Below are 13,555 nucleotides of genomic sequence, written 5' to 3'. Positions count from 1 at the left end.
CCTCAGGCTCGCCGGCGCCGGGGCGCGCCGCGATGCTTCTTCAGATGGACCAGCAGCAGGGAGATCGCCGCCGGGGTCACGCCGGGTATGCGCGCCGCCTGCCCCAGCGTTGCCGGGCGCCGCGCGGCGAGCTTCTCGCGCACCTCGGCGGACAGGCCCCTGACCTGAGCATAGTCGAAGTCGTCGGGAAGCGGCTGGGCCTCGTGGCGGCGCTGGCGCTCGATCTCGTCACGCTGGCGGTCGATGTAGCCGGCATAGCGGGTCTGGATGCCGACCTGCTCGCGCACCGCGGGGTCGGGATGGGCCGGGCCCATGCCGTCCAGCGCGGTCAGGGCGTCATAGTCGATGTCGGGGCGCCGCAGCAGATCGAGCGCGCGCTGCTCGCGGGTCAGCGCCTGGCCGGTGCGGGCGGCGAGGGCCTCGGCCGCCGGCGTGCCGGGACGCAGCCAGAGCGCTGCCAGCCGCTCGCGCTCGGCCTCGATGGCCTCGCGCTTGTGGGCGAAGGCGTCCCAGCGCCGGTCGTCGACCAGCCCCAGCTCGCGCCCGATCGGGGTCAGGCGCAGGTCGGCATTGTCCTCGCGCAGCAGCAGCCGGTACTCGGCCCGGCTGGTGAACATGCGGTAGGGCTCGGTGGTGCCGCGGGTCACCAGATCGTCGACCAGCACGCCCAGGTAGGCCTGGTCGCGGCGCGGCCACCAGGGCTCGCGGCCCTGCACCCGCAGCGCGGCATTGAGACCGGCCAGCAGGCCCTGGGCCGCGGCCTCCTCGTAGCCGGTGGTGCCGTTGATCTGGCCGGCGAAGAACAGCCCCTGGAGGGCGCGGGTCTCCAGCGAATGGCGCAGGCCGCGCGGATCGAAGTAGTCGTACTCGATGGCATAACCGGGGCGGGTGATGACGGCGTTCCCGAAGCCCTCGATGGAACGCACCAGCGCCAGTTGCACGTCGAAGGGCAGGCTGGTGGAGATGCCGTTGGGATAGACCTCGGTGGTATCCAGGCCCTCGGGCTCGACGAAGATCTGGTGCGAATCGCGCTCGGCGAAACGCACCACCTTGTCCTCGATGGAAGGACAGTAGCGCGGCCCGACGCCCTCGATGACCCCGGTGAACAGCGGCGAGCGGTCCAGTCCGGCGCGGATGATGTCGTGGGTGCGGGCATTGGTGCGGCTGATGTGACAGGGCACCTGGCGCGGGTGTTCGGCGGCCTCGCCCAGGAAGGAAAACACGGGCGGCGGCGTGTCGCCGTGCTGGGGCTCGAGACGGCTGAAATCGATGCTGCGCCCGTCGATGCGTGGCGGGGTACCGGTCTTCAGCCGCTCCACCCCGAGATCGAGTTCCCGCAGCCGCCGGGCCAGCGCGTTGGCCGGCGGATCGCCGGCGCGGCCACCCTCGTGCTGCGAGGGACCGATGTGGATGCGGCCGCCAAGGAAGGTACCGACGGTGAGCACCACGGCGGCGGCACGGAAGTCCAGCCCCATGCGGGTACGCACGCCGGCGACCCGGTCGCCGTCCAGGATCAGGTCGTCGACCGGCTGCTGGAACAGGGTGAGGTTCGGGGCCTGCTCAAGCGCCCCGCGCACCGCCTGGCGGTAGAGCTGGCGATCGGCCTGGGCACGGGTGGCGCGCACCGCGGGCCCCTTGGAGGCATTGAGGATGCGGAACTGGATGCCGGCGCGGTCGATGGCGCGCGCCATCAGCCCGCCCAGGGCATCGATTTCCTTGACCAGATGGCCCTTGCCGATGCCGCCGATGGCCGGGTTACAGCTCATCTGGCCCAGGGTATCGATGTTGTGGGTCAGCAGCAGGGTACGGGCGCCCATGCGCGCGGCCGCGAGCGCCGCCTCGGTGCCCGCGTGCCCGCCGCCCACGACGATCACATCGAATGTCTCCTGGTACTGCATGCTGCCCCGTGCCTGACCCGGTAGCGGTGGAACCCTCCATTGTATGAGCCCCCGCCCACCTTGACCAGCAACCCGATTGACGCCACCGCAGGCGGCCCGCACCATGGGACCATGCATGAAGGCATCCAGTCGGTGCTGGCCGATGCCGGCACGGTGATTCTGGGCAAGGACCGCGCCCTGCGGCTGGCACTCGCCTGCCTGCTGGCGCGCGGCCACCTGCTGATCGAGGACCTGCCCGGCGTGGGCAAGACCACGCTGGCCCATCTGCTGGCGCGGCTGCTGGGCCTGGCCTATCAACGCATCCAGTTCACCAGCGACCTGCTGCCGGCGGACATCCTCGGCGTGGCGGTGTTCGAGCGCGATGCCGGCCGCTTCCGTTTTCATCCCGGCCCGATCTTCTCGCAGCTGGTGCTGGCCGACGAAATCAACCGCGCCACGCCCAAGGCCCAGAGCGCCCTGCTGGAGGCCATGGAGGAGCGCCAGGTGACGGTCGAGGGCGAAACCCGTCCCTTGCCCGAACCCTTCTTTGTCATCGCCACCCAGAACCCGATCGACCAGGTCGGCACCTTCCGCCTGCCCGAATCCCAGCTCGATCGCTTCCTGATGCGCATCCGCCTGGACTACCCCGCCGAGGATGCCGAGCGCGCGCTGTTGCTGGGCAGCGACCGCCGCGAGCTGATCGAGCGCCTGCCGCCACGGCTGGATGCGGAGGCGGTGTGCCGGCTGCAGGCGGAGGCCGCCCAGGTGCATGTCGGCCCGGCGCTGGCCGAGTACCTGCTGGCGCTGCTGGCCGAGTCGCGCAGTGGCCATTATCGCCAGGGGCTCTCCCCGCGGGCGGGGCTGGCCCTGCGCAACGCAGCGCGGGCCTGGGCCTGCATCGACGGCCGCGACCACGTCCTGCCCGACGATGTGCAGGCCGTGCTGCCCGCGGTCGCCGGCCATCGGCTGGTGCCGGTCGAGCCCCCGGGCACGGGCGAGGATCCGCTCGCGCCGCTGCTGGCCGTGGCCATCCCCTGACCCCGATCCATGATCAAGATCAAATTTGGGGTATACCTCAAATATATGGAGCCAACCCCGACATGGGGCGCCGGCATGATCCATCCGGCCCGCCCATCCCGGCATCCGGGGTCTCGACCATATTTGCAGATGACCTCAAATATGTCACTAACGATATGAATATATTTACTTTTATATGCAGGCCCACGGGCGTGGGGAAGACCTCGTGTTGTCTCGACCAACCCTGACCACCCGACCCTGGACCGCCTTTTTCGATCGCCGTACCCCGCGCAGCGTCGGCCGCCAGCCGTTGGGAATCGCCGGGCGCAGCGTCTTCATCCTGCCCACCCGGACCGGTTTCGGTCTGGCCGGCTTCGTGCTGCTGCTGCTGGCCACGGCCACCAACTACGGCAACAGCCTGGTGTTCCTGCTCGCCTTCGCGCTCACCGGCCTGGGACTGGTGGCCATGCTCGAGACCTGGCGCAACCTGGCCGGACTGCGGGTACGGGCGGGCGCCACCCGCGCGGCCTTCGCCGGCGAAGCGGCCGGCTACGATCTCTGGCTGGAGGCCGGCGAGCGTGAGCGCTGGGCGCTGCGGCTCGCACCGGATTCCGGCCCGGCCGTGAGCCTCGTCCGGGTCGGGCGACAGCCGACGCAGGTACAGCTCGAGCGGCCGGCGCCTCGCCGCGGCCGGCAGCGGCTGGGTCGGGTTCGGCTGGAGAGCCGTTTCCCGCTGGGCCTGTTTCGCGCCTGGACCTGGATCGACTTCGACACCGAGGCGCTGGTCTACCCGCGCCCGCTGGGCAGCGGCGAACCGCCCGCGGGATCCGCGCGCCGGCCTTCCGCCGAGGGTGATGCCGGGCACGGCGCGGACGACTTTCGCGGCTATCGCAACTATCACCCCGGGGACCCGCCCCGGCAGATCGACTGGAAGGCCTTTGCCCGTACCGACACCCTCTGGACCCGGGAATTCGGCGGTGACGGCGGCGAGCACTGCTGGCTGGAATGGGCGGCCACGGCGGGCGATACAGAACGGCGCCTGAGCCAGCTCTGTCGCTGGGTGCTGGACGCGGAGGCGGCCGGACTCGGGTACGGCCTGCGCCTGCCGGACGCCACCCTGGAACCGGGGCGCGGCCCGGAACAGCGGTCACGCTGCCTGCGCGCCCTGGCCCTGTTCGGAGAAGATGCGTGATCGACCCGGTACCACTGCCGGCACGCGCCCTCTGGCTGGTCACTGGCCTGGCCAGCCTGCCCCACCTGCCCCGGCTGCCGACCGCCCTGTTGCCGCTGTGGGCGCTGATCCTGGCCTGGGCCTGGTGGCTGGGCGGCCACTCCACAGCGTCCGGGTGGATCCAGCGCTGGCTGCGGCTGGGCCTGACGGCGCTCGCCGGGCTGGGCCTGCTGCTGACCCAGGGCACCCTGTTCGGCCAGCAGGCGGGCAGCAGCCTGCTGGTGCTGCTGGCGGCACTGAAGCTCACCGAACTGCAGCGGCCGCGCGACGGCCTTCTGGTGGTGTTTCTGGGTTTCTTTCTGGTCGCCGCCGATCTGCTGTTCGACACCGGCCTGGCTCACACCCTCTATGCCGGCGGCGTGACCCTGGCCCTGGTTGCGGTCTGGATCCGGTTTTCGGGACCGTTGCCGCTGAAGGACCTTCTGCGCCGCGCCGCAGGCATGCTCGCGGCGGCGTTGCCGGTGATGCTGGTGCTGTTCCTGCTGTTTCCGCGCATCCCCGGTCCCCTGTGGCGTCTGCCCGGCGACGCCGGGCGCGCGGTGACGGGCCTGAGCGAGGAAATGACGGTGGGCGCCATCAGCGAACTGGCGCGGTCCGAGGCGGTCGCCTTCCGCGTCCGCTTCGAGGGACCGATGCCGCCACCCGTCCAGCGCTACTGGCGGGGGCCGGTGCTGGAGCTGACCGACGGCCGGCGCTGGCAGGCCGTGGGCGAGCGGGTGACCCTGCCGGCCCTGCGTCCCACCGGCCCGGTGTACCACTATCGCATCCTGCCGGAGCCCGGCCCCCAGCGCTGGCTGCTGGCACTGGACCGCCCGCTGGCGGCGCCGGACGACGCCACGCTGTCGGAGAACCTCGAACTCAGGCTGGCCGCGGGCAGCCGGGACGGCTGGTTCCATCGGCTGCAGTCCCAGCCGGATCACCCCGGGCCGGCGCTGACCGTGGCCCAGCGCTTCCGCAACCTGGCGCTGCCGCGCAGCCTGTCCCCGCGGGTGCGGGCGCTGGCGCGGCAATGGCAGCGCTCGGCACGCGATCCGCGCGACATCATCGCCGCGGCCCTGCGCCTGTTCCGCGAGCAGCCCTTCGTCTACAGCCTGCGACCGCCGCCGCTCGACCGTGCCGCCGATCCGACCGACGCCTTCCTGTTCCGCACCCGCACCGGGTTCTGCGAACACTTCGCCGCCGCCTTCACCCTGCTGATGCGCGCGGCCGGCCTGCCGGCGCGGGTGGTGACCGGCTACCAGGGTGGCGAATTCAATCCGGTCGGCGGCTATCTGGTGGTGCGGCAGTCGGATGCCCACGCCTGGTCCGAGGTCTGGATCGAAGGTGAGGGCTGGGTGCGGGTCGACCCGACCGCCGCAGTGGCGCCCGAGCGCATCGAGTACCGGATCGATGCGGCCACGGCAGGCGAGGGCCGCGCGGTGGGCTTCCTGGTGGCGGCGGACGGCTGGCTGATGCGTGGCTGGCAGACGCTCGGCCATTTCGCCGACAGCCTGGCCGCCGGCTGGGACGCCTGGGTATTGGGCTACGGGCCGGAGCGGCAGCGGGCGCTGCTGGCACGTTTCGGCCTGGAGGCGCTGTCATGGTCCGGGCTGGGCCGGCTGCTGGCAATCACACTGGGCCTGGCGCTGCTGGTCACCAGCCTGTGGGTGCTGCGGCGACGTCCGCCGGCCGATCCCCTGGCCCGACTGGAGCGGCGCTTCCAGCGACGCCTTGCGCCGCTGGGGCTGGAACGCGGGTCCGCCGAGGGTCCCCTGGCCCAGCGCCAGCGCATCCTCGCCCGGCGGCCCGATCTCGCCGCGGAGGCCACCGCCATCATCGAGCTGCTGGCCGCCGAGCGCTACGGACCGGCGCCGGACCCGGCCCGGCTGGCCGTACTGCGCCGCCTGATCGCAGACTTCCGGCCACGCCGCCGCGCCCCAACCCCACGGCCCGCGGCGTGAACCGGACGCCGTTTCGCGGTATCATCGGCCACGATCCCACGCAAGACCCCCGCGGACATCCCCCCAAGAAGCTCGCCCGGGCCCTCTGCACCCCCCGTTTCAAGCAACCGAAAGAAAGGCGATCCCATGCAAGTAGCATCCGACAAGGTGGTTTCCCTCCACTACACCCTGAAGAACCCGGAAGGGCAGACCCTCGACAGCTCCGCAGGCGGCGAGCCGCTGGCCTATCTGCACGGCGCTCACAACATCATCCCCGGCCTGGAGAATGCCCTCGAGGGCAAGCAGGCAGGCGACAAGCTCACCGTGGAGGTCAAGCCCGAGGAAGGCTATGGCCTGACCGACGAGGCGCTGATCCAGACGGTCCCGCGCGAGGCCTTCCAGGGCGTGGACGACATCCAGCCCGGCATGCGCTTCGAGGCCCAGTCCTCGCACGGCCCGCTGATGGTCACCGTGACCCGGGTGTCCGACGAGGGCGTGACCGTGGACGGCAACCACCCTCTGGCCGGCATGACCCTGACCTTCGACGTGGAGATCGTGGACGTGCGTGATGCCACCGAGGAGGAAAAGAGCCACGGCCACGTGCACGGTGCCGGCGGCCACGATCACTGATCGCGGCAGCGGTTCTGCTCGACCGGCGGGCGGTCCCCCAGGGGCCGCCCGTCTTCGTTTGCGCCGGCGACGCGGTTGAGGGGGCGCTACTTGCCGATGCAGAAACGCGAAAAGATACGCCCGAGCAGGTCGTCACTGGTGAACTCGCCGGTGATCTCGGCCAGGGCGTTCTGCGCCAGACGCAGCTCCTCGGCCAGCAGTTCGCCGGCGCGCTGCACCCGCAGCGCCGCCCGGCCGGCATCGAAATGGTCACGCGCCCGCCGCAGGGCATCCAGATGGCGACGGCGGGCACTGAAGCCGTCCACCGTCTCGCCGGCATAGTCCACGCAGCGCTTGAGCCGGGCACGCAGGGCATCCAGCCCGGCGCCGGTGCGCGCAGACAGCGCGAGCACGCCGCCTTCCTCCTCGCCCGGCGCGCGCCCGGTGAGATCGACCTTGTTGTACACACGCACGAGCGGGACCTGCTGCGGCAGGCGTTCGACGAGTGCCTGATCCTCGCCATCGACGCCGCTGCTGTCATCGATCACCAGCAGGATGGCATCGGCCTGCGCAATGGCCTGCCAGGCGCGACGAACGCCTTCGCGTTCGACCGGGTCGCTGCTGTCACGCAGGCCGGCGGTATCGATCACCGTCAGCGGCATGCCGTCGAGCACGATGCGTTCGGTCAGCAGGTCGCGGGTGGTGCCGGGGATGTCGGTGACGATGGCGGTGTCACGACCGGCAAGCGCGTTGAGCAGCGAGGACTTGCCGGCATTGGGCCGGCCGGCGATCACCAGGGTCATGCCTTCCCGCAGCAGGCTGCCCTGGCGGGCGCGTGCCAGCAGGCTGTCGAAGGCATCATTCAGACCCTGCAGGCGCCTTTCCACTTCGCGGTCGGCGAGGAAATCGATCTCCTCTTCCGGGAAGTCGATGGCGGCCTCCACGTACATGCGCAGCTCGATCAGTTGTTCATTGAGTCCGTGCACGGCCTCGGAAAAGGCACCTTCCAGGGAGCGCACGGCGGCGCGCGCGGCGGCGGCACTGGCGGCGTCGATCAGGTCGGCAACGGCCTCGGCCTGGGCGAGGTCCATGCGGCCGTTGAGGAAGGCACGCTCGGAGAATTCGCCGGGACGGGCCAGCCGCGCACCCAGTTCCAGTACCCGCGCCAGCAGCAGATCCATAACCACCGGTCCGCCATGGCCCTGGAGTTCCAGCACGTCCTCGCCGGTGAAGGAAGCCGGGCCGGGAAAGTACAGCAGCAAGCCCTGATCGATGGGCTGGCCCGCGGCGTCGCGGAAAGTCTGCAGGCTGGCGCGCCGGGGTGAGGGCAGGCCGCCGGCGAGGGCACGCGCGATGTCGGGCACGCGGGGGCCGGAGATGCGGACGATGCCGACGCCCCCGCGACCCGGTGGCGTGGCGATGGCAGCGATGGTATCGGCATCCAGGGTCATGGATGCGTGGCCCGCCTAGCCCGCATGTTGCACCAGGGCCGCAGCAGGATGCGGGCAGGCACAAAGTGTACTCTGGACCATGGCTACGAAATCCGGTTCATCGCCTGGTTACGCAACGACTTGCCTGCCGCCCGCTTCCGACCTGGTACTATTTGCCGCCGGCCTCCACGCGCCGGGTGATGACCCACTGCTGGGCAATGGACAGCACGTTGTTGGTCACCCAGTACAGCACCAGACCCGAGGGAAAGAAGGCGAACATCACGGTGAACACCACCGGGAGCGCCATCATCACCTTGGCCTGGATGGGATCCAGCGGCGCGGGATTGAGCTTCTGCTGGATGAACATGGTCACGCCCATGATCAATGGCAGCACGAAGTAGGGGTCCCTGGTGGACAGGTCCTGGATCCAGAGAATGAAGGGTGCCTGGCGCAGTTCGACGCTCTCCAGCAGCACCCAGTACAGCGCGATGAACACCGGGATCTGCACCAGGATCGGCAGGCAGCCCCCGAGCGGGTTGATCTTCTCGGTCCGGTACAGGTCCATCATGGCCTGGTTGAGCTTCTGCTTGTCGTCGCCGTAACGCTCCTTGAGCGCCTGCAGCCGCGGCGCCAGCTTGCGCATCTGCGCCATCGACTTGTAGCTCATCTCGGAGGGCTTGTAGAAGGCCAGCTTGATGAGCAGGGTCAGCAGAATGATGGACCAGCCCCAGTTGCCGATCAGGGCGTGGATCTTCTGCAGCAGCCAGAAGATGGGCTTGGCGAGGATGGTCAACGCACCATAGTCGACGGTCAGTTCCAGCCCCTCGGCGATCTGCTCCAGCCGGGACTGGATCTTGGGCCCGACATAGAGCTGGCTGCGGAACAGGGTCGACTCGCCGGGCGCCAGGCTGCGGTCGGGGCCGATGAGGCCGAGTACGTAACGGTCGTTGGGCAGCGCCTTGGAATAGTAGTGATTGGGCTCACCCCGCTCGGGTACCCAGGCGGCCAGGAAATAATGTTCGATGACCGCAGCCCAGCCGTTGGTGATGTCACGCGACAGGGGGACATCGGCCATGTCAGAGAAGTCATACTTTTCGTATTTCTCCTCCGGGCTGTAGATGACGCCGCCGGTGTAGGTATAGATCATGCCTCGGGACTGGGTGGGCTTGCTGCGTACCAGCTGACGGTACTGGCGTCCGGTCCAGACCTCCCCCGAGCCATTGCGCACCTCGTGCTCGACCACGACCAGGTGATCGCCGCGGCTGAAGCGATAGCGCTTGATCACCCGCACCCCTTCGGGCGATACCCATTCCAGCGGCACCACCAGTTCCTGCTGGCCGTCGGCCAGGCGGTATTCACTGGCAGCAGCCGTGTAGCGGGCGTAGTGGGTGGGCTCGGCACTGCCGCTGCCGCGCAGGCCGGACTGGGCGACGAAGAAGCGGCCGGGCGTATCCTCCAGCAGCCGCACCGGCTCGTCCGGCCGATCGACACTCACCGGATAGTCGAGCAGGTCGGCCTCGCGCAGGTCACCGCCGCGGGTACTGATGTGGACCTCCAGCACATCCGTGACCACGGTAACGGTGGGCGCGGTATCGGCCTGCCGTGACGGGGTTTCCGGGACAGCGGCCGCGGCCGGCGCGGCACTGGGGACATCGGCGCCGGTGGTTGTCGCGGCACCGGGGCTCTCGGCCTGCTCGGTCGCCACGGGCTGCGGCGCGGCGCCGTAGTCGCGCTGCCAGGCCTCCCAGAGCAGCAGGGCGGTGAAGGACAGGGCAATGAAAAGCAGCAGGCGGGTGTTGTCCATGGCGTCGCTTGTCGTGGGTCAGTGGGGCGTCTTGTCGGGGACGGGATCGATCCCGCCGGCATGCCAGGGATGGCAACGGCCGATGCGGCGCAGGGCCAGCCAGCTCCCGCGCAGGGCGCCGAAACGCTCTATGGCGGTAATGGCATAGCAGGAACAGGTCGGATGAAAACGGCAGCTCGCGCCCAGCCAGGGACTGAGCAGGTAGCGATAGCCGCGGATAACGGCGATCAGGAGGCTTCGCATAGCCGTCTACCCAGGCGGTCGGCGTGGTTCAGAAACCGGGCACAGAGTTCGTGGAAATCCAGGCGCAGCATGCCGGGGCGGCCGACCACCACCATATCGAGCGGCGGCATGGCCCGCTGATGGGTGCGAAAGCATTCTCGAAGCATGCGCTTGAGTCGGTTGCGGTCGGCGGCGCGCGGCGACACCTTGCGGGAGATGGCCAGGCCCAGGCGGGGGTGACCGAGTCCGTTGGCGACGGCGTGAACGGCCATCGCCGCGTCGCTCACACGGACACCCTGACCGAACACCCGGCGGTAGTCCGCGGGACGGACGATGCGGACCGCGCGGGGAAAGCGGTTGTCGGTCGGGCCCAAGGCACCGGGGTCAGACGGTCAGGCGAGCGCGGCCCTTGGCGCGACGGGCCTTGATGACCAGGCGACCATTCTTGGTACGCATGCGGGCACGGAAGCCGTGGGTGCGCTTGCGTTTCAGATTGCTCGGTTGGAAAGTGCGTTTCATGGCCAGCTACTCTTGAAATTTCGGCAACGGATAAAGTCGCGGAAAAACAGGACCGGTCAGGCCGGCCACAGGGAACGTGCAATGGTACCGGCGGGGCCGTTTTGCTGTCAACAGAAAGGACTCGCGGCAGGCCGTTCCAGGGTGTGGATAACGCCCACGAACGGGGGTAGACTGGCGCCCTTTCCCTCATGACCGACCGACGGACAGAACAACACCACACGCGGAGGTAAGGCAGCGTTGGACGCGCCCCTGTGGAAGAAATGCCTGGACCGGCTTGAAGGGGAAATCCCCGAACAACAGTTCAACACCTGGATTCGTCCGCTGCATGCCGTCAACGAGGGCGAGTCCCTGCGCCTGCTTGCGCCTAACCGCTTTGTCCTGGACTGGGTACGCGAACACTACATCGGCAAGATCAACGAGACGCTGACCGAGGTATTCGGCGCCACGCCCGAGATCCGTCTGGAAGTCGGTACCCGCAAGAGTTCGACCGCGAGCACGCCGGCGCGGCCGGCGGAGGCCCGCTTCAGCCGCGCCGAGGACCGCGAGGCCGGTCGCCGGACCGCGGGTGGCAGCCCCACGCTCAATCCCAACTTCACCTTCGAGACCTTCGTCGAGGGCAAGTCCAACCAGCTGGCCAAGGCGGCCTCCATCCAGGTCGGCGAGAACCCCGGGGGGGCCTACAATCCGCTGTTCATCTACGGCGGCGTGGGGTTGGGCAAGACCCACCTGATGCATGCCGTCGGCAACCTGATCCTCGAGTCCAAGCCCGGCGCGCGGGTGGTGTACCTGCATTCCGAGCGCTTCGTGGCGGACATGGTCAAGGCCCTGCAGCACAACGCCATCAACGAGTTCAAGCGCTACTATCGCTCGGTGGACGCCCTGCTGATCGACGACATCCAGTTCTTCGCCGGCAAGGAGCGCTCGCAGGAGGAGTTCTTCCACACCTTCAACGCGCTGCTGGAGGGCCAGCAGCAGGTGGTACTGACCTGCGACCGTTACCCCAAGGAGGTCGACGGCCTGGAGGAACGCCTCAAGTCGCGGTTCGGCTGGGGCCTGACGGTGGCCATCGAACCGCCGGAGCTGGAGACCCGCGTGGCGATCCTCATGGCCAAGGCCGCGCAGAGCCAGCTCGAGCTGCCCAACGAGGTGGCCTTTTTCGTCGCCAAGCGCATCCAGTCCAACATCCGCGAACTGGAGGGCGCCCTGCGGCGCATCATTGCCAGTGCCCGCTTCACCGGCCGTGCCGTGACCGTGGAATTCGTCAAGGAGGCCCTGCGCGACCTGCTGGCGCTGCAGGACCGCCTCATTTCCATCGAGAACATCCAGAAGACGGTGGCCGAGTACTACAAGATCCGCGTGGCCGACCTACTGTCGGCGCGGCGTAGCCGCTCCATCGCGCGGCCCCGCCAGGTCGCCATGGCGCTGGCCAAGGAGCTGACCAGCCACAGTCTGCCGGAAATCGGCGATGCCTTCGGGGGTCGCGACCACACCACGGTGCTGCACGCCTGCCGCAAGGTGGCCGAGCTGCGGGAGACGGATGTACGGATCAAGGAAGACTATTACAACCTGTTGAGAACCCTGACCACATGATGTGAGCAAGCTGTGGAAAACTTCGCGGCCGGTTTCGCCACACAGCTTGTCCACAGGCGGCAAACAGCCCACAGGCCCGGTTCAGGTCCCAGGAAATTGGTATTAAATATTTGTTTAAAAAATAAAATATTGATTTCTTCCACAGGCAGGGTCGGCAGTAGATACAGTAACAGGTGTTCAAGAAAAGATCTTTGATAGAAATATTGTCTTGGGGATAAAGGCACAGGAGCCAGCATGAAATTCAAGGTCCAGCGCGAAGCGTTGCTTAAACCTCTACAGCAGATCGTCGGTGTGGTGGAGCGCAGGCAGACCCTGCCGGTGCTGGGCAATCTGCTCATCCAGGCCAGCCCCGAGGGACTGACCCTGACGGCGACGGATCTCGAGGTCGAGCTGGTTGCCCGCCTGCCTCTGGAGGTTGAGGCAGGTGGCGAGATCACGGTCCCGGCCCGCAAGCTGCTGGACATCTGTCGCTCCCTGCCCGAGGAATCCACGCTGGAATTCCGGCTGGACGGAGATCGTGCCCTGGTCCGCTCAGGACGCAGCCGCTTTACCCTCTCCACACTGCCCGCGGCTGACTTCCCGGTGATCGAGGAGCTGAAGACGGCACAATCCTTTCGCATGCCGCAGCAGGCGCTGAAGGCCATCATCGAGCGCACCCAGTTCGCCATGGCCCAGCAGGACGTCCGCTACTACCTCAACGGCCTGATGATCGAGCTGCAACCCGACCGGGTGCGCGCCGTGGCCACCGATGGCCACCGGCTGGCCTTGTCCGAAACCGGGGCCGAGACGGGCGTGACGGAACCCCAGCAGGTCATAGTGCCGCGCAAGGGCATCCAGGAACTGGGCCGGCTGCTGGAAGCCTCGGACGTGGAGGCCGAGGTCCAGCTCGGCGCCAACCACATTCGCATCGGCCTGCCGGATATCCAGTTCACCTCCAAGCTCATCGACGGTCGTTTCCCGGACTACCAGCGGGTGATGCCCAAGGGCGGTGACAAGGCCGTGGTGGCCGATCGTGGCGAGCTGCGCCAGGCCCTGTCACGCACCTCCATCCTCTCCAACGAGAAATACCGCGGCATCCGGCTGGTACTGGACGAAAACAGCCTGAAGATCCAGGCCCACAACCCCGAGCAGGAAGAGGCCGAGGAGGAACTGGAGGTCGACTACAGCGCCGGCCCGCTGGAGATCGGCTTCAACGTGACCTACCTGCTGGATGCCCTGGCCGCCCTCCCGGGGGATCAGGTTCGGGTCCTGCTCACCGATGCCAACAGCAGTTGCCTGATCGACGCGCCCGATGGTGGCGAGAGTCGCTACGTGGTGATGCCCATGCGGCTCTAGCC

Annotated in this window: 12 protein-coding genes; 6 read left to right on the top strand and 6 right to left on the bottom strand. The window is 68.4% G+C overall.

The features are described from left to right. Positions 1-2: 2 nt before the first annotated feature. Complete coding sequence (gene mnmG / locus MVF76_RS07295) at positions 3-1,898, bottom strand: tRNA uridine-5-carboxymethylaminomethyl(34) synthesis enzyme MnmG (protein ID WP_297528146.1); 1,896 nt, start codon at positions 1,896-1,898, stop codon at positions 3-5. A 111-nt stretch (positions 1,899-2,009) separates the two neighbouring features. On the opposite strand from mnmG, the gene MVF76_RS07290 reads away from it, so the two are divergent. The 4 genes from MVF76_RS07290 (at position 2,010) to slyD (ending at position 6,674) form a co-directional block, all read left to right on the top strand. After that, a complete protein-coding gene (locus MVF76_RS07290) occupies positions 2,010-2,915 on the top strand; it encodes an AAA family ATPase (protein WP_297528145.1) in 906 nt (301 codons plus the stop codon). A 205-nt stretch (positions 2,916-3,120) separates the two neighbouring features. After that, entirely contained in the window at positions 3,121-4,086 is a 966-nt protein-coding gene (locus MVF76_RS07285; RefSeq protein WP_297528144.1) for a DUF58 domain-containing protein, read from the top strand. Beyond that, a complete protein-coding gene (locus tag MVF76_RS07280) occupies positions 4,083-6,065 on the top strand; it encodes a transglutaminase TgpA family protein (protein ID WP_297528143.1) in 1,983 nt (660 codons plus the stop codon). Before MVF76_RS07285 ends, MVF76_RS07280 begins: the two co-directional genes overlap by 4 nt. Positions 6,066-6,191: 126 nt before the next feature. Further along, the gene (gene slyD, locus MVF76_RS07275; RefSeq protein ID WP_297528142.1) at positions 6,192-6,674 is read left to right on the top strand and encodes a peptidylprolyl isomerase; all 483 of its coding nucleotides are present in this window, start codon (positions 6,192-6,194) and stop codon (positions 6,672-6,674) included. Positions 6,675-6,760: 86 nt separating this feature from the next. Here the strand turns inward: slyD and mnmE are convergent, their stop codons facing one another. The 5 genes from mnmE to rpmH form a co-directional block, all read right to left on the bottom strand. Continuing rightward, the gene (gene mnmE, locus MVF76_RS07270) at positions 6,761-8,104 is read right to left on the bottom strand and encodes a tRNA uridine-5-carboxymethylaminomethyl(34) synthesis GTPase MnmE (RefSeq protein WP_297528141.1); all 1,344 of its coding nucleotides are present in this window, start codon (positions 8,102-8,104) and stop codon (positions 6,761-6,763) included. Between the two features lie 148 nt (positions 8,105-8,252). After that, complete coding sequence (yidC, locus tag MVF76_RS07265; RefSeq protein ID WP_297528140.1) at positions 8,253-9,887, bottom strand: membrane protein insertase YidC; 1,635 nt, start codon at positions 9,885-9,887, stop codon at positions 8,253-8,255. 18 nt (positions 9,888-9,905) lie between these two features. After that, a complete protein-coding gene (yidD, locus tag MVF76_RS07260; protein ID WP_297528139.1) occupies positions 9,906-10,130 on the bottom strand; it encodes a membrane protein insertion efficiency factor YidD in 225 nt (74 codons plus the stop codon). Further along, positions 10,115-10,483: a ribonuclease P protein component gene (gene rnpA, locus MVF76_RS07255; protein ID WP_297528138.1), complete on the bottom strand. Its 369-nt coding sequence runs from the start codon at positions 10,481-10,483 to the stop codon at positions 10,115-10,117. Before rnpA ends, yidD begins: the two co-directional genes overlap by 16 nt. Positions 10,484-10,493: 10 nt before the next feature. Next, the gene (rpmH, locus tag MVF76_RS07250; protein WP_297528137.1) at positions 10,494-10,628 is read right to left on the bottom strand and encodes a 50S ribosomal protein L34; all 135 of its coding nucleotides are present in this window, start codon (positions 10,626-10,628) and stop codon (positions 10,494-10,496) included. A gap of 237 nt (positions 10,629-10,865) precedes the next feature. On the opposite strand from rpmH, the gene dnaA reads away from it, so the two are divergent. Both dnaA and dnaN read left to right on the top strand, forming a co-directional pair. Further along, positions 10,866-12,218 (top strand): chromosomal replication initiator protein DnaA, encoded by a 1,353-nt coding sequence (gene dnaA / locus MVF76_RS07245; RefSeq protein WP_297528136.1) that lies wholly within the window; start codon positions 10,866-10,868, stop codon positions 12,216-12,218. A 234-nt stretch (positions 12,219-12,452) separates the two neighbouring features. Further along, positions 12,453-13,553 carry a DNA polymerase III subunit beta gene (dnaN, locus tag MVF76_RS07240; RefSeq protein WP_297528135.1) on the top strand — a complete coding sequence of 367 codons (1,101 nt, stop codon included), beginning with the start codon at positions 12,453-12,455 and terminating at the stop codon, positions 13,551-13,553. The last annotated feature ends 2 nt before the right edge of the window (positions 13,554-13,555 follow it).

The organism is Thiohalobacter sp. (genome assembly GCF_027000115.1).
Classification (GTDB): domain Bacteria; phylum Pseudomonadota; class Gammaproteobacteria; order Thiohalobacterales; family Thiohalobacteraceae; genus JALTON01.
The sequence above is the reverse complement of the archived record's forward strand: the minus strand, read 5'-3'. Positions and strand labels throughout refer to the sequence as shown.

What these genes read in the sequence shown, in the direction of transcription:
- mnmG (WP_297528146.1), bottom strand. Translation starts at nt 1,898, where the DNA reads ATGCAGTACCAGGAGACATTCGATGTGATCGTCGTGGGCGGCGGGCAC.
- MVF76_RS07290 (WP_297528145.1), top strand. Translation starts at nt 2,010, where the DNA reads ATGCATGAAGGCATCCAGTCGGTGCTGGCCGATGCCGGCACGGTGATT.
- slyD (WP_297528142.1), top strand. Translation starts at nt 6,192, where the DNA reads ATGCAAGTAGCATCCGACAAGGTGGTTTCCCTCCACTACACCCTGAAG.
- mnmE (WP_297528141.1), bottom strand. Translation starts at nt 8,104, where the DNA reads ATGACCCTGGATGCCGATACCATCGCTGCCATCGCCACGCCACCGGGT.
- yidC (WP_297528140.1), bottom strand. Translation starts at nt 9,887, where the DNA reads ATGGACAACACCCGCCTGCTGCTTTTCATTGCCCTGTCCTTCACCGCC.
- yidD (WP_297528139.1), bottom strand. Translation starts at nt 10,130, where the DNA reads ATGCGAAGCCTCCTGATCGCCGTTATCCGCGGCTATCGCTACCTGCTC.
- rpmH (WP_297528137.1), bottom strand. Translation starts at nt 10,628, where the DNA reads ATGAAACGCACTTTCCAACCGAGCAATCTGAAACGCAAGCGCACCCAC.
- dnaN (WP_297528135.1), top strand. Translation starts at nt 12,453, where the DNA reads ATGAAATTCAAGGTCCAGCGCGAAGCGTTGCTTAAACCTCTACAGCAG.